The organism is Streptomyces sp. WP-1 (assembly GCF_030450125.1).
GTDB lineage: Bacteria > Actinomycetota > Actinomycetes > Streptomycetales > Streptomycetaceae > Streptomyces > Streptomyces incarnatus.
Genome location: NZ_CP123923.1, coordinates 5,203,144 through 5,221,738 on the forward strand (window position 1 = coordinate 5,203,144; position 18,595 = coordinate 5,221,738).

Sequence of the window (18,595 nt, forward strand, 5' to 3'; positions counted from 1 at the left end):
CATCCGTACGCAGCCAAGTATCGCCGCACGGACCGACATTCCGCACCGGCCTTCACTGGATCTTGTGCGCATCCCCGGGTGCGCTGCCCCTATACACGCCGGGAGCAGGTGTTCGGTTCCTCGGGCCGGGGCGTGGGCCAGGCCCTGACCTGCCCCGAGGAGACCGTTTCTCCACAGGGGGAGTTCAGGGCGCTCCCCGTACCTCAGGGCGCCTCCCAGTACCCCCGCGCCCGCTCCCGCGCCCCCGCTCCCGCCCCGAGCCGGTCCAGCCCGAGGAGGACGGCGCCGAGCACCGGACGCGCGTTGACGATGTGTACGGCGGCCTTGGGGGCGCGGGCCGCGAGCCGGGCGCGGATGCCGTCGTCCAGCTGGGCGTGCCCGGCGGTCAGCACGCTCCCGCCGAGCAGCACCGGCACCTGCTCGTCCAGCAGTTCGAGGCGGGTCAGCGCGACCACGGCCAGCACCGTCACCTCGTCCGCGAGCCGGTCCACGAGCGCCCGCGCCACCGGGTCGCCGCCCGCCGCCGTGGCGAACAGCACCGGGGCCAGCTCACCGCGCCGCTCGGGCGCCAGGCGCTCCAGGTGCAGCGCCTCGATCAGCGCGTACATGGAGGGCAGCCCGAAGTGGGCGGGCAGGGTGCGTGCGAGGGCCGTCGCCTCGCCCCGGCCGTCCTCGGCCCGCGCCGCGCACCACAGCGCCTCCTCCGCGAGACCCCAGCCGCCGCCCCAGTCACCGGAGATCCGGCCGATCGCCGGGAAGCGGGCGGTACGGCCGTCGGGCCGCATCCCCACGCAGTTGATGCCCGCCCCGCAGACCACCGCCACGCCCCGGGGCTCGGCGACGCCCGCGCGCAGGATCGCGAAGGTGTCGTTGCGCACCTCCACCGCCCCGCCCCACCCGCGCGCGTGCAGCGCGGCCGCCAACCGCTCCTCCTCCACGGGCAGATCGGCGTTGGCCAGGCACGCGGAGACCTGGGTGACCCGGTCCAGGCCGGCCTGCGCCAGCGCCCGCCGCACCGGTTCGGCGAGCGCGTCGAGGGCCGCCGCCACGCCCACCGCCGGCGGCCGGAAGCCGCCGCCGCGCGCCGTGGCCAGCACCTCGCCGTCGGCGCCGACCACGGCCACGTCGGTCTTGCTGTTGCCCGCGTCGATGGCGAGCACGCTCGCTCTGTCGGTCGAGGTCAGGCCCACGCGAGATGCTCCCGGTTGTGTGCGATCAGTCGGTCGGCCAGGGTCTCGGCGTACTCGAACTGGCCGATCAGCGGGTGCGCGAGCAGGGCGCGGAAGACCCGGTCCCGGCCGCCGCGCAGCGCCGCCTCCAGGGCCAGCTCCTCGTAGGCCGTCACGTTCGCGATCAGGCCCGCGTACAGCGGGTCCACCTCGGGCACCGGCAGCGGCGCGGGACCGGCCGGGCCGACCGCCGCCTGCACCTCGATCACCGCGTCGTCGGCGAGGAACGGCAGCGTGCCCTTGTTCAGCGTGTTCACCACCTGGTACGGGCTGCCCTCCCCGCCGAGCAGCGCCGCCGCCAGGTCCACCGCCGCCTCCGAGTAGTAGGCCCCGCCCCGCTGGGCGAGCAGCGCCGGCTTCTCGTCCAGCGCCGGATCGCCGTACATCGTGAGCAGTTCCCGCTCCATCCGGGCCACTTCCTCGGCCCGTGAGGGCTTGCTGCGCAGCTCCCGTACGACCTCGTCGTGGGCGTAGAAGTAGCGCAGGTAGTACGAGGGGACGACGCCGAGGCGGTCGAGGAGGGCGCGCGGCAGCCGCAGGTCGTCGGCGATGGCGTCGCCGTGCTCGGCGAGCAGCTTGGGCAGCACGTTCTCGCCCTCGGGCCCGCCGAGCCGTACGGCGGTCTCCCAGGTGAGGTGGTTGAGCCCCACGTGCGTGAGGTGCACGTCCCGCGGGGTCACCCCGAGGCGGTCGGCGAACTTGCGCTGGAGGCCGATCGCCACGTTGCACAGCCCGACCGCGCGGTGCCCGGCGTGCAGCAGGGCGCGGGTGACGATGCCGACCGGGTTGGTGAAGTCGATGATCCAGGCGCGGGGATTGGTACGCCGGACCCGCTCGGCGATGTCGAGCACGACCGGTACGGTGCGCAGCGCCTTGGCGAGGCCGCCCGCGCCGGTGGTCTCCTGGCCGACGCAGCCGCACTCCAGCGGCCAGGTCTCGTCCTGCTGCCGGGCCGCCTGGCCGCCGACGCGCAGCTGGAGCAGCACCGCGTCGGCGCCGTCGATGCCCGCGTCCAGGTCGGCGGTGGTCACGATCCGGCCGCCGTGCCCCTGCCTGGCGAAGATCCGCCGCGCCAACCCGCCCACCAGCTTGAGGCGTTCGGCGTCCGGGTCCACCAGGACCAGTTCCTCGACGGGCAGGGTGTCCCTGAGCCGGGCGAAGCCGTCGACGAGTTCGGGGGTGTAGGTCGAGCCGCCGCCGACCACGGTGAGTTTCATGCAGAGATCAGCCCTTCACTCCGGTGAGCGTGACGCCCTCGACGAATGCCTTCTGGGCGAAGAAGAACACGAGGATCACGGGGGCCATGACCAGCACCGTCGCGGCCATGGTGAGGTTCCAGTCGGTGTGGTGCGCGCCCTTGAACGACTCCAGGCCGTAACTCAGCGTCCAGGCGCCGGGGTTCTCGGAGGCGTAGATCTGGGGGCCGAAGTAGTCGTTCCAGGCGGTGAAGAACTGGAAGAGGGCCACGGCGGCGATACCGGGCCTGGCCATCGGCAGGACGACCCGCAGGAGGGTGCGCAGTTCGCCGCAGCCGTCCACCCGGGCGGCGTCGACGTACTCGTCCGGGATGGTCGTCAGGAACTGGCGCAGCAGGAAGATGGAGAACGCGTCGCCGAACGCCATCGGGACGATCAGCGGCCACAGCGTCCCGGACAGGCCCAGCTGTTTCGCCCAGAAGAGGTACATCGGGATGACGACGACCTGTGGGGGCAGCATCATCATCGAGATCACCAGCATCAGGGCGAGACCGCGGCCCCGGAAGCGGAACTTGGCGAGCGCGTACGCCACCGGGACCGAGGACACCACGGTCAGCGCGGTGCCGAGGCCGGCGTAGAGCAGGGTGTTGCGCCACCAGGTGAGGAAGCCGGGCGTGTCGAAGACCTCGCGGTAGTTGCCCCACTCCCAGGTGTGCGGGACCAGATCGCGGCTCAGTGCCTGGCTGTCGCTCATCAGCGAGGTCAGCAGCACGAACACGAAGGGCAGCACGAAGAAGAGCGCGGCGGCGACACCGAGGGAGTGCACCGCGATCCACCGCAGCAGCTCCTTGCGGCGGGCCGTGCGCCGCGCGGGCGTGGACACCGGTGTCGACTGAGCTGGTGTGGATAGCACTTGGGTCACGATCAGTCACCTGCCTGGATCAGGCCGCCCCGGCGCCGCATCAGCAGCGCGGTGAACGCCATGGACAGGGCGAAGAGCACGAGGGCGACGACGCACGCGGAGCCGTAGTCGAAGCGCTGGAAGCCGAGGTTGTAGACCAGCTGGGGCAGGGTGAGCGTGGACCTGTCCGGGTAGCCGGGCTCGAACTGGGCGCCCGCGCCCTGGATCACCCCGGAGGCCACCTTCCCCGCGACCAGCGGCTCCGTGTAGCACTGCATGGCCTGGATCACGCCGGTGACGACGGCGAACATGACGATGGGGGAGATGTTCGGCAGCGTCACGTACCGGAACCGCTGCCAGGCGGAGGCGCCGTCCAGCTCGGCCGCCTCGTACTGCTCCCTCGGCACGTCGAGCAGCGCGGCCATGAAGATCACCATCAGATCGCCGATGCCCCACAGCGCGAGCAGGGTCAGCGCCGGCTTGGACCAGTCGGGGTCGTCGAACCAGCCCGGCGCCGGGATCCCCACCTTCTCCAGGAGTGAATCGACCGGCCCGGTACCGGGGTTGAGCAGGAACGCGAAGGCCATGGTGGCGGCGACCGGCGGGGCGAGGTAGGGCAGGTAGAACAGGGTGCGGAAGACGCCCGTACCCGTCTTGATCTTCGTGATGAGCATCCCGATGCCGAGCCCGAAGGCCACGCGCAGGGTCACCATCACCACGACCAGCCACAGGGTGTTGCGCAGCGCGGGCCAGAACAGCGGGTAGTGCTCGAAGACGTAGGCCCAGTTCTTCCCGCCGCTCCAGGTGGGCGGCCGGAAGCCGTCGTAGCGCATGAAGGAGAAGTAGACCGTGGAGATCAGCGGGTACGCGAAGAACACCGCGAAGCCGATCAGCCACGGCGACAGGAAGGCGAGCGTGCGCAGCGCCGAGCGGCGGCGCTTGGCGGCCAGGGTGAGCGTGCTCATGGGCTACTTCGCCTGCGCGATGTCCGTGTCGATCTGCGCGGCGGCCTTCTTCAGCCCGGCCGTCAGATCCGTGACCCTGCCGCTCTCGTAGTCGTAGCCCAGCTGCTGGAGCGTCACCAGGTACTGGCCGCCGTTGAGGGAGGCCGGCGTGGTGGTGGAGTCGGGGTCGGCGGCGATGTCCAGGAAGGTCTTGAAGCGCGGGTCGTACTTCAGCTCGGGGGACTTGAGGGCCGCGAGGGTGGACGGCACGTTGTGGATGGCGTTGGCGAAGCCGACCACGGCGTCCGTGTCCGTGCTGATGTACTTCACGAACTCCCAGGCGGCGTTCCGCTTGTGGCTGGTGGCGGCGATGCCGGTGATGGTGCCGGTGATGTAGCCCTTGCCGTACTGGTCCAACTGATCGTCCGGTACGGGCAGCGGGGCGACGCCTATCTCGAACTTCGGCTTGGTCTGCTCGGCCATCCCGAGCCGCCACTCGCCGTCCAGCTGCATGGCCACCTGACCCGTATGGAAGGGGTGTTTGGCGCCCCACTCGTCGCCGAGGGTGGCGCGGAACCTCTCCAGCTTCCGGAATCCGCCGAGTTCGTCCACGAGCCGCTTCTGAAGCGCGAACCCCTCCTGGAACGCCGGGTCCTTGGCGACGTTCGACTTGCCGTCCGCGGTGAAGTACGTCGGCGAGAACTGGCCGAAGTAGTGCTCGGTGGTGGTCTCCCAGCCGTGGTAGTCGGGCATGAACCCGAGCTGCTTGTACGAGTCCCCGTCCGGCACGGTGAGTTTCCTGGCGTCGGCCTCGAACTCGCTCCACGTCTTGGGAGGTTGCCCGATCCCGGCCTTCGCGAACGCCGTCTTGTTGTAGTACAGCCCGTACGCGTCCCCGAGCAGCGGCACGGTGCAGCGGTCGCCGTCGAACCGGGTGTACTCGTTCATCGCCTTCGGGAAGGTGCGCGCGGGGTCGATGCCCGCCTTCTTCAGGAAGGGATCGAGGTCGATCAGCGCGCCGGAGGAGCAGAACTTGCCCACGTTGTTGGTGGTGAAGGAGGAGATCACGTCCGGGGCGTCGCCGCCGCCCGCGCGCAGCGCCTGGTTGATCTTGTCGTCGGTCATGTTGCCGACGATGCGCACATGGATGTCGGGGTGCGCCTTCTCGAACCCGGCGACCAGGGACTTGACCGCCGCCACCTCGTTCGGCGCGCTCCAGGCGTGCCAGAAGGTGATCGTCGTGTCCTTGGTGGGATCGTCCGTGGCACCCGCGTCGGACTGCCCGGTGCAGGCGGCGGTCAGCAGCACGGCGGAGGCGGTGAGGGCGAGGGCGGCTGCGCGGGTGGCTCTGGTGACTCCGGATGTTGCGGTGGGCATGGCGGATCTCCCAGGACGGTCGGGTCGGGGTGGGGAGGGCGCGGTGCGGGGGTATTCCGGGACCCGGGCTTTCCGGGGTGGCCGGGGTCCGGTCAGCGGGAGGTGTCGAAGACCTCGTCCCGGGTGGTGGCGAGCGCGGACTCCAACGCGCCGCGCAGGACGGGGTGTTCGCGGATGTCGCCGAGGACGAGCCGGGGCCGGGCCGCCGCCAGCTCCTCCAGTTCGGCCTGGATCAGGGCGCGCAGCACCTCGCCGCCCGCGGTCAGGGCGGAGCCGCTGAGCACGACGAGTTCGGGGTCGAGGACCGAGACGAGCGCGGCGAGACCGGTGGCGAGGCGGGTCGCGTACGCCTTCAGCAGCTCCCGGTGCGGGCCGCCCGCGTGGTCGGCGGCACGGGCCAGCAGCTGTCGCGCCGCCTCGGTGTACGGCCCCGGCGGCACGTCCGGGACGCCGAGTTCACGGGCCAGCTTCGGCAGCTCCTGGGCGCCGGCCAGCTCCTGGTAGCCGCCGCTGTTGGCCCGGGTCACCTGGCGCACCAGGGGCGTGCCCGGCACCGGCAGGAAACCGACCTCGCCGGCGCCGCCGGTCCAGCCGCGGTGCAGCCGGCCGCCGAGCACGAGGGCGGCGCCGAGGCCCTCCTCGTTCCACAGCAGCACGAAGTCCCCGTGGCCGCGGGCGGCGCCGAGGCGCTGTTCGGCGACGGCGACGAGGTTGACGTCGTTCTCGTACTCGACCGGCATCGGCAGCGCGGCGGCGAGTTCGTCGAGCAGCGCGGGGGAGTGCCAGCCGGGCAGGTGCGAGGCGTAGCGCAGCCGCCCGGTGTTCGGGTCGAACGCACCGGGCGTGCCGATGACGACCCGGTGCAGCTCGCCGCGGGTCAGCCCGGCCGACTTCACGGCGCCGTCGAGGGCGTCGGTGACCTGTCGTACGACGGACTGCGCGGGCCTTCTGCCGGGGGTGGGCAGCTCGTACTCGCCGACCGTGCGGCCGGTGATGTCGGCGACGGCGGCGCGGATGCGGTCCGGGGCGACATCGAGTCCGGCGGCGTGGGCGGCACCGGGGTTCACCGCGTACAGCTGGGCGCTGGGCCCCGGCCGCCCCTCGCTGGTCCCGGTGACCCGGACCAGCCCCGCGGCCTCCAGGCGGGCCAGCAGCTGGGAGGCGGTGGGCTTGGACAGCCCCGTCAGATTCCCGATCCGGGTCCGGGACAGCGGCCCGTGCTCCAGCAGCAGATCCAGCGCGGCACGATCGTTCATCGCCCGCAGCACGCGCGGGGTCCCCGGCGTACCGGCCGTTCCTGCCATGGATCCCGCCACCTGCCTCACTGTTAGGAAACTTTCCTATTGCGCCCGAACGTAAGCCCGGCGGGGAGGGGGCGTCAATACGTGAGACCCCCGAGGCAACGGAGTCGTTATCTCGGGGTGCGGAGGGCTCGTCAGCTGGTGACGAGGAAGGGGCTGGTGTCGAGGGTGGGGTACGGCGCCGGAAGGGGGAGGGGGTCGCCGAGGTCGACCTTGATGTCGTGCTCGTAGTAGGCATCTACGGGGTTGTCACCGGAAAGCGTCGGTCCGGTGTAGCAGTGGGCCGTCCGCGTTTCGCGGTTGATCAGGACATGGACCGGGATTCCGGCTGCGGCGTAAGCGGCCAGCATGGCGCCCGTGTCGATGGCGTGGTTGGACGACGTGACCTCGCCGACCAGAGCGATCATGCCGATCGGGTACCAGCCCTTGTGGACCCTGAGATACGAGCTGTCCAGTTCGGTCGGCTCACGGCGCAGGATGTAGAAGTCGGGGATCACCAATGCCATGGTGCTGCCGTCCTGGTGGGCCGCGCGGAAGCCCATGCCCATACCCGCCAGATCGAGTCCGGCCATGTGGAGCTGGAAGGTGAGCTTGACCGCGCCCTTGCTGTGGTTGTAATCCGGCTGCGGCGGCACGATGACCGTCCCCTCGATGTACTCGGGTCGAATCGGCGCCACCGACGCCTTCTCGAACGCGATCAGCAGATCGATGGGGTCCTGCGTCATCATCGGCTCCACGAGAGGTCCGGCGCTCATCGCTCGTTCTCCTTGTCGCATCGATGCCAGGCTAAGCCCGCTCCGGGCGCCCCGGCAGAACGATGGGGCACCCCGAACGCCACCGCGCCGGAATGCCCCACCCCTTCACTCGAACGAGTGTGCTGAACCGTTCCCCTACTTCCGGGGCGGGACCGTTCGCTGGGTCGTGATCGGGGTCGCGGCCATCGACTGGGGGGAGTCGGCGTTGGAGAAGGCGGAGGGGGCGGCGACCGCGGCGGTGGGGTCGGGGGCGTCCGCCACGTCCTCGATCGCCGTCGCGCCGCCCACGATGCGGATGTGCGCCGCGTCGAAGGCGCGCTTGATGCGCCAGCGCAGCTCGCGTTCGACGGCGACGGACTTGCCGGGCATGGTCTTCGCGGAGACGCGGACCACCATGGAGTCGATGAGCACGGAGTCCAGGCCGAGGACCTCGATCGGGCCCCACAGCAGCTCGTTCCAGGGCTCTTCCTTGCTCGTCTTCTCGGCGACCTCGTCCAGCGTCGCCTTGACCTTGTCCAGATCCTCACTGGAGCGCACGGTCACATCGACCCCGGCCGTCGCCCAGCCCTGGGACAGGTTGCCGATCCGCTTGACCTCGCCGTTGCGGACGTACCAGATCTCTCCCTCGGCGCCGCGCAGCTTCGTCACGCGCAGCCCGACCTCGATCACCTCGCCCGTGGCCACGCCCGCGTCGATCACGTCGCCGACGCCGTACTGGTCCTCCAGGATCATGAACACGCCGGACAGGAAGTCCGTGACGAGGTTCCGCGCGCCGAAACCGATCGCGACACCGGCGACACCGGCGGACGCCAGCAGCGGGGCCAGGTTGATCTTGAAGGTGGACAGCACCATCAGCGCCGCCGTACCGAGGATCAGGAAGCTCGCCACCGAGCGCAGCACGGACCCGATCGCCGCCGACCGCTGCCGCCGCCGCTCCGCGTTGACCAGCAGTCCGCCCAGCGCGGTGCCGTCCACGGCCTGCGCGGTCCGGGCCATCCGCTCTATCAGCTTGGTGATCGCCCGCCGCACCACCGACCGCAGCGCGACCGCCACCACGATGATCAGCAGGATCTGCAGCCCCATGGCGAGCCACGTCGACCAGTTCTGCTCGACCCAGCTCGCCGCGTTCGTCGCGCTGTCCTGGGCGTCCTGGAGCGTCGGCACCACGGGCGCCGTACCCGAGGGCGACGGGGACGGTGACGCACCGGCGGCCATCAGGACCACGGGCAAGGACGACACGGCAGGTACCTCCAGGTGCTGCACGGTCCGTACCGGTGGGGCGGGCAGGGTCTGCGAGGTCACGAAAAGATCACCGGACGGCCAGCACCACCACACTAACGGGGCATTGTGGGTGTCCTGTGCGGATCCGCCAAGGAGGAGCGCAGGAGAGACACGGCTCACCCTGGCTTGAACGGGCCATGAAGAGGGGGATGTATCACCTGTGGTCGAAAACACTCCCAGCCCGTTACCGGGACATGGTGGCGCCGCCACCAGGCATGAGGGGAGACTGGCTGCAGATCGTCCCGGCGCGAGCCACGCGCCGCCGACGCCCAAGGAGGCACCCGTGCCGCATGTCCTGGTCCTCAACGCGTCGTACGAGCCGCTCGGCGTCGTACCGCTCCGCCGCGCGCTCATCCTCGTCCTGGAGAACAAGGCCGTCTCCCTGGAGGAATCCGGCGCCTTCATGCACAGCGCGACCGTCACACTCCCCGCACCCAGCGTGGTCCGGCTCAAGCGATTCGTCCGGGTTCCCTACCGCGGGCCCGTTCCGCTCACCCGCCGTGCGCTCTTCGCACGCGACGGGGGCCGGTGCATGTACTGCGGTGGCGTCGCAACCAGCGTCGACCACGTCATCCCGCGCAGCCGCGGGGGCAAGCACGTCTGGGACAACGTGGTGGCCTCCTGCCGCCGCTGCAACCACGTGAAGGCCGACCGCCACCTCGTCGAACTGGGCTGGCGCCTGCACCACAAACCCGCCCCGCCCACCGGTCTGGCCTGGCGCATCATCGGCACCGGCCACAGGGACCCGCGCTGGCTGCCCTACCTGCAGCCGTACGGCGCGGACGACGCCATGGCCCGGATCGACGGCATCTCGGCCTGACGATCCGGGCCTTCGCGCATCCCCCCCGCGCCCTGCCCGAGAGGACGGGACGCGGGGGACGCCGGCATGCGGTGGAGGCGGCGGCGCGCGGTGCCGTACCGGACACGTGACACAGCTCCGCCGTTCGGGGACGTCTGTCATCGCGCTCACTGGGTAGGCCTGCCCTGACCGGCCATGAGCGACGAAGGAGCCCCCGTGCCCGTATCCGCCCGCACCCAGATCCCGGCCCAGTGGAAACACGGCCGCGCCGACACCGTGCGCAAACCCCTGGCGGAGACGTCCGCCGAGACCATCGAGTCGATCGAGTCGACCGAGACCGGGGAGATCAGGCTGTACGCGTTCAACGCGGAGGCCGCCGCCACGACGGCGCCGCTCACCAGCGAGCCGCCGCTGCCCGCCGCCGAGCCCCTGACCAGCGAGCCGCCGCTCGCCGACACCAGCACCCTCACCAGTGAGTCGGACGCCTACGCGGCGGGGTCGTAGATGACGGGGGCGCGCGCGGACGAGCTGTCACGGCTCGCCGAGCTGCACGGGGTCGCCGTCTCCTACAGCCCCGCCCCGGACCTCACGGTCACCGTCCCCGCCTCCGCCGTCGTCGCCGCGCTGGGCGCCCTCGGCGTCGACGCCACCACCCCCGAAGCGGTCCGCGCCGCCCTCGCCGACCGGGAGCGCGCGCTGGACGCGCGCCTGCTGCCGCCGACCGTCGTGCACTGGGCCGGCGACACCCACGACCCCGCCGCCGTCACCGCGCTCCCGCCCGGCACCCGGGTGCGGATCGAGACGGAGGAGGGCGAGGAGTCGTACCGCGCGAGCGCGCCCCTCGTCGCCGGGCTGCCCCTCGGCGTCCACCGGGTCACCGCCACCGCCCCCGACGGCCGCACCGGACACGCCCACCTCGTCGTCGCCCCCGACCGGCTGCCCGCACCGCCCGGACGCTCCTACGGACTCCTCGTCCAGCTGTACTCGCTGCTCTCCCGCCGCTCCTGGGGGATGGGCGACCTCGGCGACCTCGCCGAGCTGGCCGGCTGGGCCGGGAGGACCGCAGGGGCCGGGTTCGTGCAGGTCAACCCGCTGCACTCGGCCGTGCCCGGCGCGCCCACGGACCCGTCGCCGTACCGGCCCTCCTCCCGGCGCTTCCCCGACCCCGTGCACCTGCGGGTCGAGGACGTCCCCGAGTACGCGTACGCCGAGGACCGCGAGCGGCTCGCCGGGCTGCTGGAGCGGGCCGCGCGGCTGCGCGACGCCGTGCTCGGCGAGGGCGCCCTCATCGACCGCGACGCGGTGTGGGAACTCAAGCGCGAGGCGCTGGAGACGGTCCTCGCCGTACCCCTCGGCCCCGGCCGCCGCGCCGCCTACGACGCCTTCCGCGCCGCCCACGGACAGGCCCTCGACGACCACGCCACGTACTGCGCCCTCGCCGAGACCCACGGCCCCGACTGGACCACCTGGCCCGACGGCCTGCGCGACCCCCGCTCCGAGGAGACCGCCCGCGCCCGCACCGGACTCGCCGACCGCGTCGCCTTCCACACCCGCCTCGCCTGGCTCACCGACGGACAGCTGCGGGCCGCGCAGCGCGTCGCCCGGGAGGCCGGGATGCCGGTCGGGATCGTGCACGACCTCGCCGTCGGCGTGCACCCCACCGGCGCCGACGCCTGGGCCCAGCAGGGCGTCTTCGCCGCCGGCATGTCCGTCGGCGCGCCCCCGGACGCCTTCAACGCGCGGGGCCAGGACTGGGGCCTGCCGCCCTGGCGCCCCGACCGCCTCGCCGCCTGCGGCTACGCCCCCTACCGCGACCTCCTGCGCGCCCTGTTCCGGTACGCGGGCGCCCTGCGCATCGACCACGTGATGGGCCTGTTCCGGCTCTGGTGGATCCCCGCGGGCAGCCCGCCCACGGAGGGCACGTACGTCCATTACGACGCCGAGGCCATGCTCGCCGTCCTCGCCCTGGAGGCCGGGCGCGCCGGGGCCGTCGTCATCGGCGAGGACCTCGGCACCGTGGCGCCCGGCGTCCGCGAGACCCTGCAGCGGCGCGGCCTCCTCGGCACCTCCGTGCTCTGGTTCGAACGCGACTGGACCGGCGACGGCCGGCCGCTGCCCCCCGAACGCTGGCGCGCCGACTGCCTCGCCACCGCCACCACCCACGATCTGCCGCCCACCGCCGCCCGTCTCACCGGCGACCACGTCGAACTGCGCGACCGGCTCGGCCTGCTGACCCGCCCCGTCGCCGAGGAGCGCGCCGAGGCCGTCGCCGACGCCGCCGAGTGGCTCGCCCTGCTGGGCAGCCTCGGGCTGGTGGACAGTACGGCGACCGGGCCGCCCGGCGCCGACGAGGAGGCGGAGGTGCGCGCCGTCCACCGGTTCCTGCTGCGCACCCCGGCCCGGCTGATCGGGGTCTGGCTCCCGGACGGCGTGGGCGACCGCCGCCCGCAGAATCTGCCGGGCACCTGGGCGGAATACCCCAACTGGCGGTTGCCGATCGCGGATCGCGAGGGCAGGGCGGTGCCGCTGGAGGAACTGACGGCCGCGCCGCGACTGCGCGCGCTCCTGGAGGTGTTCGCCCAGCTCAGGGACGGTTGAGGGGGCGCTATGGGACCCCGGGCGCGCGTCCTTCCGGGTGATTCGCTAACTTGAGATCGTGGACAAGAAGAACGCCCTGCGCGCCGGCACCCTGGGCGCCGGTACGACGCTGATGATGCTGCTCATGTCGTCCCCTGCGCTCGCGCTGATCCGCGACGACGGCGACGACCCCGGTCCGGGCCTGAGCGTCGTCCAGACGCTGGGTCTGTACGTGCTGCTCCCGCTGGTCCTCTTCGGGGTCATCGCGGGTCTGGTGATGGTGCTGTCCCCCAACAAGAGCAAGACGCCTTCGTCCAACATCAACGTGAAGCCCGACGCCCAGGCCAAGGTCTGATCGCCGGATCATCGGTTCCTACGCCGGGGGCGCCTGTCCTCCCGTCGGTACGCGCGCACGCCGTACCCGGGTGAGGTCGGCGCCCTCGGCGTTTCCGCGCCCCTCTGCGGTTACGGCGCCCCCCGGCTGAAGGCGCCGGGAAGCAGCTCGGCGACCATCACGGTCAGCTCGTACGCCCCGGTCGTCAACGGTGGTGTTCATTGGCAGTGGGCCCCTCCGGGTGAGCGGCGGGACGCAGCGTGCTCGACACCTTGTTTCACGGGTTCGGCGCGGTCAGATAGCGCTGCACCGTCGGTCCCATCCAGGCCACCAGTTCCGCCCTGGTCAGGGTCTGCGCGGCGGGCATCTGGAGGACGTGGCGGGTGAGGGCCAGGCCGAGGAGCTGGGCGGCGCACAGGGCGGCGCGGGCCGGGACCTGCTCGGGGTCGGGGCACACCTGCCGGGCCACCGGGAGCAGCTGGTCGCGGAAGACGCCCTGCATCCGCTCGGCACCGGCCTGGCTGGTGACGCCGACCCGGAGCATGGCCCGCAGCTGCTCGTTCCCCTCCCACAGGTCGAGGAAGTGACCCACCAGCGCGCGGCCGGCCTCCTCCCGTGGCACCGGCGTGAGGTCGGGCAGCCGCAGATCCACGTCGATGGCCGCGGCGAACAGTCCCTCCTTGCTGCCGAAGTAGCGCATCACCATCGACGGGTCGATCCCCGCGTCCTTGGCGATGGCGCGGATGGTGGCGCGGTCGTAGCCGTCGGCGGCGAAGCGTTCGCGGGCGGCGGTGAGGATGGCGGTGCGGGTGGTGTCGGAGCGGCGGGGCGGGGCCGCCGGAGGCGGAGTAGGGGCGGGGGCCGGCCTTGAGGTCGGGGTCGGGGTCGGAGTCGGAGTCGCAGTCGGGTGATTCTCGGTCACGCCAACGAGCGTAGGCCAACACGCGTGGGCCAACAAGCGTTGACCTCGCCTCGGCCCCGCACTACCGTTGTCAACGGACGTTGGCCAACAGGTGTTGGCCAACGAGCGTTGGTCACCGGTAGAGGGTGGCCAACAAACGTTGACCCACGGGCGTTGGCACCCACAGGAGGCCACCATGACCGGCACCGACGGAAATCCCCACGGAAATCCCACCGACACCGTCCACAGCACCGGCGTCATCGTCGTCGGCTCCGGCCCCACCGGACTCCTCCTCGCCGGTGATCTCGCCGCCGCCGGCCTCCCGGTCACCGTGCTGGAGAAGCGCCCCCGGAAGATCAGCAACCTCTCCCGCGCCTTCGTCCTGCACGCCCGCACCCTCGAACAACTCGACGCCCGAGGCCTCGCCGACGAGCTGGAGGCCACCGGCCGCCCCCTCGACCGGCTCCGCCTCTTCGGCCGCCTCTCCCTCGGCCTCACCGACCTCCCCACCCGCTTCAACCACCTCCTCGTCCTCCCGCAGTACGAGGTCGAGAAGGCACTGGCGCGCCGCGCCGTCGAGGCGGGAGCCGAGTTCCGGTACGACACCGAGATGGCCGGACTCGTCCAGGACGCGGACGGGGTGACCGTCGAGACCCGGGGGCCGGACGGCCGTACCCAGACCCTGCGGGCCGCGTACGTCGTCGGCGCGGACGGCATGCGCAGCGCGGTGCGCGCGGCGATCGGGCTGCCGTTCCCGGGGAAGTCCGTGATCCGGTCCGTCGTCCTCGCCGACGTCAGGCTGGCCGAGGAGCCCGAGGAGCTGCTCACGGTCGACGCGGTGGGTGACGCGTTCGCGTTCCTCGCGCCGTTCGGGGACGGATACCACCGGGTGATCGGCTGGCACCGCGGCCACGACGTGCCCGACACCGAGCCGCTGGACCTGGCCGAGATCAAGGAGATCACCCGGCTCGCGCTCGGCCGTGACTACGGGATGCACGACGCCCGCTGGATGTCCCGCTTCCACAGCGACGAACGGCAGGCACCGGCGTACCGGGTCGGTCGGGTCTTCCTCGCCGGGGACGCGGCCCATGTGCACACCCCGGCCGGCGGACAGGGCATGAACACCGGCCTCCAGGACGCGGCCAACCTCAGCTGGAAGCTGGCCGCCGTCCTCGCCGGGCACGCCGACGCGGGCCTGCTCGACACCTACCAGGCCGAACGGCACCCCGTCGGCAGGGCGGTCCTGCGCAGCAGCGGCGGGCTCGTGCGGCTGGCCATGGCCAAGCGCCCCTGGTCCCGGGCCGCCCGCGCCGCGCTCACCGGGCTCCTGAGCGACTTCGGCCCCGCCCGCCGCAAGGTCATCGCCCAGATCACCGGCATCGGCTACCGCTACCCCGCACCCCGCGGCGCCCACCCGCTCACCGGCACCCGCGTCCCCGACGTCCGCCTCGCCGACGGCACGCGCCTCCACGAGGCCCTGCGCGGCGGCCGCTTCGTCCTGATCACCCCGGCCCACGGCCCGTCGGCCCCGACCCCGCCCCACCCCGACCGCCTGACCACGGCCCACTGGGCGAGCCCCCGCCGCACCACCCTCCTGGTCCGCCCCGACGGCTACGCGGCCTGGGCCACGGACACCACCCCCACCCCGGACACCCTGCGATCCGCCCTGACCACCCACCTGGGCGCCCCCGCCCCCGCCCGCCAACTCCACTGAGCGGAGCGCCGCTTACCCCGCCCCCTGCTCGACGTGTCCGGTACCGGCCCCGCCGGGCCGGTCAGCCCTGCCTGACCTCGTACAGGAAGCACCCGTGCTCCACCGCCCGCACCTGGACGAACGCCACCTCCGGGCCGGCGAACGCCCGCGCAAGGGCCGCCGGGAAGTCCTCGCTCACCAGTTCCCCGCCGAGGATGTGCCCCCGCGCCGAGTACCGGCGCAGGACGCGGTGGGCGTCGGTGAAGGGGAGGGCCCGGTCGAATGGGCCGGGGCAGCCGGCCGCGTGGACGAAGACCGGCTCCTGCTCGTCGTACGCGCCGGGGCGGGCGCCGGTCCGCGCCGCCCAGCGGCGCAACGGGGCGTACGAGACCAGGGCGATCCGCTCCCCGGGTGCGCTGCGGCGCAGACAGCAGCGCAGGGGCGCGCCGCCTTCCGGGTCGGGGCAGGGGGCCGCGGGATTCCCCGCGTCGTCCTCGGCCGGCAGGGCGGCGAGGACAGGGGCGGGAACGGGACACACGGTGTACGTCGTCATGAGTCCACCCTCCGGCGGCGCGGCCCACGTCACCGGCGGCATACGGACATCGCGTTCGCGCCGGACGGCATGGAAGGATGGCGCAACCCACACATAAACGAGGAGATGACCGCGTGCCTGGCACAAACCTGACTCGCGAAGAGGCGCGGCAGCGGGCTGAGCTGCTCAACGTTGACTCGTACGAGATCGATCTCGACCTCTCCGGCGCGCAGGAGGGCGGTACCTACAGGTCCGTGACCACGGTGCGCTTCGACGTCGCCCGCGGCGGGGCGGAGTCCTTCATCGACCTGGTGGCCCCGGCCGTCCACGAGGTCGTGCTCAACGGCGACCGGCTGGAGCCGGCCGAGGTGTTCGCGGACTCGCGGATCACGCTGCCGGGCCTGCTGGAGGGCCGCAACGTCCTGCGGGTCGTGGCCGACTGCGCCTACACCAACACCGGTGAGGGCCTGCACCGGTTCGTCGACCCGGTCGACGAGCAGGCTTACCTGTACACCCAGTTCGAGGTCCCGGACGCCCGCCGCGTCTTCGCCTCCTTCGAGCAGCCGGATCTGAAGGCCACCTTCCAGTTCACCGTGACGGCCCCCGAGGGCTGGACCGTGGTGTCGAACTCGCCGACCCCCGAGCCGGTGGACAACGTCTGGACGTTCGCGCCGACGCCGCGCATCTCGTCGTACATCACCGCGCTGATCGTCGGCCCGTACCACTCGGTGCACAGCGCCTACGAGAAGGACGGGCAGAGCGTGCCGCTCGGCATCTACTGCCGGCCCTCGCTCGCCGAGTTCCTCGACTCGGACGCGATCTTCGAGGTCACCCGTCAGGGCTTCGACTGGTTCCAGGAGAAGTTCGACTACGCGTACCCCTTCGAGAAGTACGACCAGCTGTTCGTGCCCGAGTTCAACGCGGGCGCCATGGAGAACGCCGGCGCGGTCACCATCCGCGACCAGTACGTCTTCCGGTCCAAGGTGACCGACGCGGCGTACGAGCTGCGCGCGGAGACGCTGCTGCACGAGCTGGCCCACATGTGGTTCGGCGACCTGGTCACCATGGAGTGGTGGAACGACCTGTGGCTGAACGAGTCGTTCGCCACCTACACCTCCATCGCCTGCCAGGCCGCCGCCCCCGGCTCGCGCTGGCCGCACTCGTGGACCACGTTCGCCAACTCCATGAAGACCTGGGCGTACCGGCAGGACCAGCTGCCCTCCACGCACCCGATCATGGCGGACATCCGCGACCTGGACGACGTCCTCGTCAACTTCGACGGCATCACCTACGCCAAGGGCGCCTCCGTCCTCAAGCAGCTGGTGGCCTACGTCGGCGAGGACGAGTTCTTCAAGGGCGTGCAGGCGTACTTCAAGCGGCACGCGTTCGGCAACACCCGCCTGTCCGACCTGCTGGGCGCCCTGGAGGAGACCTCCGGACGCGACCTGAAGACCTGGTCGAAGAAGTGGCTGGAGACCGCCGGGATCAACGTCCTGCGGCCCGAGGTCGAGACGGACGCCGACGGGGTCGTCACCTCCTTCGCCGTGCGCCAGGAGGCCCCCGCGCTGCCCGCCGGCGCCCAGGGCGAGCCGACCCTGCGCCCGCACCGCATCGCGATCGGCCTGTACGACCTCGACGCGGCCGGCAAGCTGGTGCGCACCGAGCGCATCGAGCTGGACGTGGACGGTGAGCTGACCGCCGTACCGCAGCTGACCGGCAAGGCGCGCCCGGCCGTGATCCTGCTCAACGACGACGACCTGTCGTACGCCAAGGTCCGCCTGGACGAGCAGTCCCTCGCGTTCGTGACCGAGCACCTCGGCGACTTCGAGGCGTCCCTGCCGCGCGCCCTGTGCTGGGCCTCCGCCTGGGACATGACGCGGGACGCCGAGCTGGCCACCCGCGACTACCTCTCGCTGGTGCTGTCCGGCATCGGCAAGGAGTCCGACATCGGCGTCGTGCAGTCGCTGCACCGCCAGGTGAAGCTGGCCGTCGACCTGTACGCCGACCCGGCCGCCCGTGAGCCCCTGCTCACCCGCTGGACCGACGCCACGCTCGCGCACCTGCGCAGCGCCGAGGCGGGCAGCGACCACCAGCTGGCCTGGGCGCGGGCCTTCGCGGCGACCGCCCGCACCCCCGAGCAGCTGGACCTCCTGGAGGCCCTGCTGGACGGCTCCCAGACCATCGAGGGCCTGGCCGTGGACACCGAGCTGCGCTGGGCGTTCGTGGAGCGCCTCGCGGCCGTCGGCCGGTACGACGAGGCGGAGATCGCCGGCGAGTACGAGCGGGACAAGACCGCCGCCGGTGAGCGGCACGCGGCCACCGCCCGCGCGGCCCGGCCGACCGAGGAGGCGAAGGCGGAGGCCTGGTCCTCGGTGGTCGATTCCGACAAGCTGCCCAACGCGGTGCAGGAGGCCGTGATCGGCGGCTTCGTGCAGACGGACCAGCGCGAGCTGCTGGCGCCGTACGCCGAGCGGTACTTCGAGGTCGTCAAGGACGCCTGGGACTCCCGTTCGCACGAGATCGCCCAGCAGATCGCCGTCGGCCTCTACCCGTCGCTCCAGATCTCCGGCGAGATCCTGGACCGCACGGACGCCTGGCTGGCCTCGGCCGAGCCCGGCGCGGCCCTGCGCCGCCTGGTCTCCGAGTCCCGCGCGGGCATCGAGCGCGCGCTGAGGGCCCAGGCCGCGGACGGCGCCGCCAAGTAGCGGCGGCGAGCGGTACGAGGAAGGGGCGCCCGGCGGCTTCGCCGGGCGCCCCTTTCGCGTCGTGCCGTGG

The 18,595-nt window shown here is 72.3% G+C and carries 16 protein-coding genes; 6 read left to right on the top strand and 10 right to left on the bottom strand.

Going from position 1 to position 18,595, the window contains the following annotated elements:
- Positions 1-203: 203 nt before the first annotated feature.
- The 8 genes from QHG49_RS22915 to QHG49_RS22950 form a co-directional block, all read right to left on the bottom strand.
- Positions 204-1,190 (bottom strand): N-acetylglucosamine kinase, encoded by a 987-nt coding sequence (locus QHG49_RS22915; RefSeq protein WP_159701425.1) that lies wholly within the window; start codon positions 1,188-1,190, stop codon positions 204-206.
- The gene (locus QHG49_RS22920; RefSeq protein WP_301491037.1) at positions 1,181-2,446 is read right to left on the bottom strand and encodes a 6-phospho-beta-glucosidase; all 1,266 of its coding nucleotides are present in this window, start codon (positions 2,444-2,446) and stop codon (positions 1,181-1,183) included. The genes QHG49_RS22915 and QHG49_RS22920 overlap by 10 nt, the downstream gene beginning before the upstream one ends.
- A 7-nt stretch (positions 2,447-2,453) precedes the next feature.
- Positions 2,454-3,347, bottom strand: coding sequence for a carbohydrate ABC transporter permease (locus QHG49_RS22925; RefSeq protein ID WP_159701419.1), 894 nt, complete (start codon positions 3,345-3,347; stop codon positions 2,454-2,456).
- Positions 3,348-3,349: 2 nt separating this feature from the next.
- Positions 3,350-4,291: a carbohydrate ABC transporter permease gene (locus QHG49_RS22930; protein ID WP_301491038.1), complete on the bottom strand. Its 942-nt coding sequence runs from the start codon at positions 4,289-4,291 to the stop codon at positions 3,350-3,352.
- Positions 4,292-4,294: 3 nt separating this feature from the next.
- Positions 4,295-5,647: an ABC transporter substrate-binding protein gene (locus QHG49_RS22935; RefSeq protein WP_301491039.1), complete on the bottom strand. Its 1,353-nt coding sequence runs from the start codon at positions 5,645-5,647 to the stop codon at positions 4,295-4,297.
- A gap of 92 nt (positions 5,648-5,739) precedes the next feature.
- On the bottom strand, positions 5,740-6,951 hold the full coding sequence (locus tag QHG49_RS22940; RefSeq protein ID WP_159701410.1) for an ROK family transcriptional regulator: 1,212 nt from the start codon (positions 6,949-6,951) through the stop codon (positions 5,740-5,742).
- 131 nt (positions 6,952-7,082) lie between these two features.
- Entirely contained in the window at positions 7,083-7,703 is a 621-nt protein-coding gene (locus QHG49_RS22945) for a Uma2 family endonuclease (RefSeq protein WP_301491040.1), read from the bottom strand.
- Between the two features lie 135 nt (positions 7,704-7,838).
- Positions 7,839-8,918, bottom strand: a complete 1,080-nt coding sequence (locus tag QHG49_RS22950; protein ID WP_159708165.1) for a mechanosensitive ion channel family protein — start codon at positions 8,916-8,918, stop codon at positions 7,839-7,841.
- Between the two features lie 349 nt (positions 8,919-9,267).
- Between QHG49_RS22950 and QHG49_RS22955 the strand changes: the two genes are divergently transcribed.
- From QHG49_RS22955 to QHG49_RS22970, 4 genes are all read left to right on the top strand, one after another.
- Entirely contained in the window at positions 9,268-9,804 is a 537-nt protein-coding gene (locus QHG49_RS22955) for an HNH endonuclease (protein WP_085564765.1), read from the top strand.
- A 195-nt stretch (positions 9,805-9,999) separates the two neighbouring features.
- On the top strand, positions 10,000-10,287 hold the full coding sequence (locus QHG49_RS22960) for a hypothetical protein (protein WP_145490342.1): 288 nt from the start codon (positions 10,000-10,002) through the stop codon (positions 10,285-10,287).
- Positions 10,288-12,381, top strand: a complete 2,094-nt coding sequence (gene malQ / locus QHG49_RS22965) for a 4-alpha-glucanotransferase (protein WP_301491043.1) — start codon at positions 10,288-10,290, stop codon at positions 12,379-12,381.
- A gap of 58 nt (positions 12,382-12,439) precedes the next feature.
- Positions 12,440-12,715 (top strand): hypothetical protein, encoded by a 276-nt coding sequence (locus tag QHG49_RS22970; protein WP_085564762.1) that lies wholly within the window; start codon positions 12,440-12,442, stop codon positions 12,713-12,715.
- Positions 12,716-12,971: 256 nt separating this feature from the next.
- On the opposite strand, the gene QHG49_RS22975 is transcribed toward QHG49_RS22970, so the two are convergent.
- Positions 12,972-13,493: a TetR family transcriptional regulator gene (locus QHG49_RS22975; protein ID WP_236576672.1), complete on the bottom strand. Its 522-nt coding sequence runs from the start codon at positions 13,491-13,493 to the stop codon at positions 12,972-12,974.
- Between the two features lie 298 nt (positions 13,494-13,791).
- Here QHG49_RS22975 and QHG49_RS22980 point away from each other — a divergent pair, with 298 nt between their 5' ends.
- Entirely contained in the window at positions 13,792-15,309 is a 1,518-nt protein-coding gene (locus QHG49_RS22980; RefSeq protein WP_301491046.1) for an FAD-dependent monooxygenase, read from the top strand.
- A 61-nt stretch (positions 15,310-15,370) separates the two neighbouring features.
- On the opposite strand, the gene QHG49_RS22985 is transcribed toward QHG49_RS22980, so the two are convergent.
- The gene (locus tag QHG49_RS22985) at positions 15,371-15,841 is read right to left on the bottom strand and encodes a DUF1203 domain-containing protein (protein ID WP_301491048.1); all 471 of its coding nucleotides are present in this window, start codon (positions 15,839-15,841) and stop codon (positions 15,371-15,373) included.
- A gap of 113 nt (positions 15,842-15,954) precedes the next feature.
- On the opposite strand from QHG49_RS22985, the gene pepN reads away from it, so the two are divergent.
- Entirely contained in the window at positions 15,955-18,525 is a 2,571-nt protein-coding gene (gene pepN / locus QHG49_RS22990) for an aminopeptidase N (protein ID WP_145490359.1), read from the top strand.
- Positions 18,526-18,595 lie beyond the last annotated feature (70 nt).

Coding starts and splice junctions, on each gene's coding strand:
- QHG49_RS22920 (WP_301491037.1), bottom strand. CDS start 2,446: ATGAAACTCACCGTGGTCGGCGGCGGCTCGACCTACACCCCCGAACTC.
- QHG49_RS22930 (WP_301491038.1), bottom strand. CDS start 4,291: ATGAGCACGCTCACCCTGGCCGCCAAGCGCCGCCGCTCGGCGCTGCGC.
- QHG49_RS22935 (WP_301491039.1), bottom strand. CDS start 5,647: ATGCCCACCGCAACATCCGGAGTCACCAGAGCCACCCGCGCAGCCGCC.
- QHG49_RS22940 (WP_159701410.1), bottom strand. CDS start 6,951: ATGGCAGGAACGGCCGGTACGCCGGGGACCCCGCGCGTGCTGCGGGCG.
- QHG49_RS22945 (WP_301491040.1), bottom strand. CDS start 7,703: ATGAGCGCCGGACCTCTCGTGGAGCCGATGATGACGCAGGACCCCATC.
- QHG49_RS22950 (WP_159708165.1), bottom strand. CDS start 8,918: ATGGCCGCCGGTGCGTCACCGTCCCCGTCGCCCTCGGGTACGGCGCCC.
- malQ (WP_301491043.1), top strand. CDS start 10,288: ATGACGGGGGCGCGCGCGGACGAGCTGTCACGGCTCGCCGAGCTGCAC.
- QHG49_RS22980 (WP_301491046.1), top strand. CDS start 13,792: ATGACCGGCACCGACGGAAATCCCCACGGAAATCCCACCGACACCGTC.
- QHG49_RS22985 (WP_301491048.1), bottom strand. CDS start 15,841: ATGACGACGTACACCGTGTGTCCCGTTCCCGCCCCTGTCCTCGCCGCC.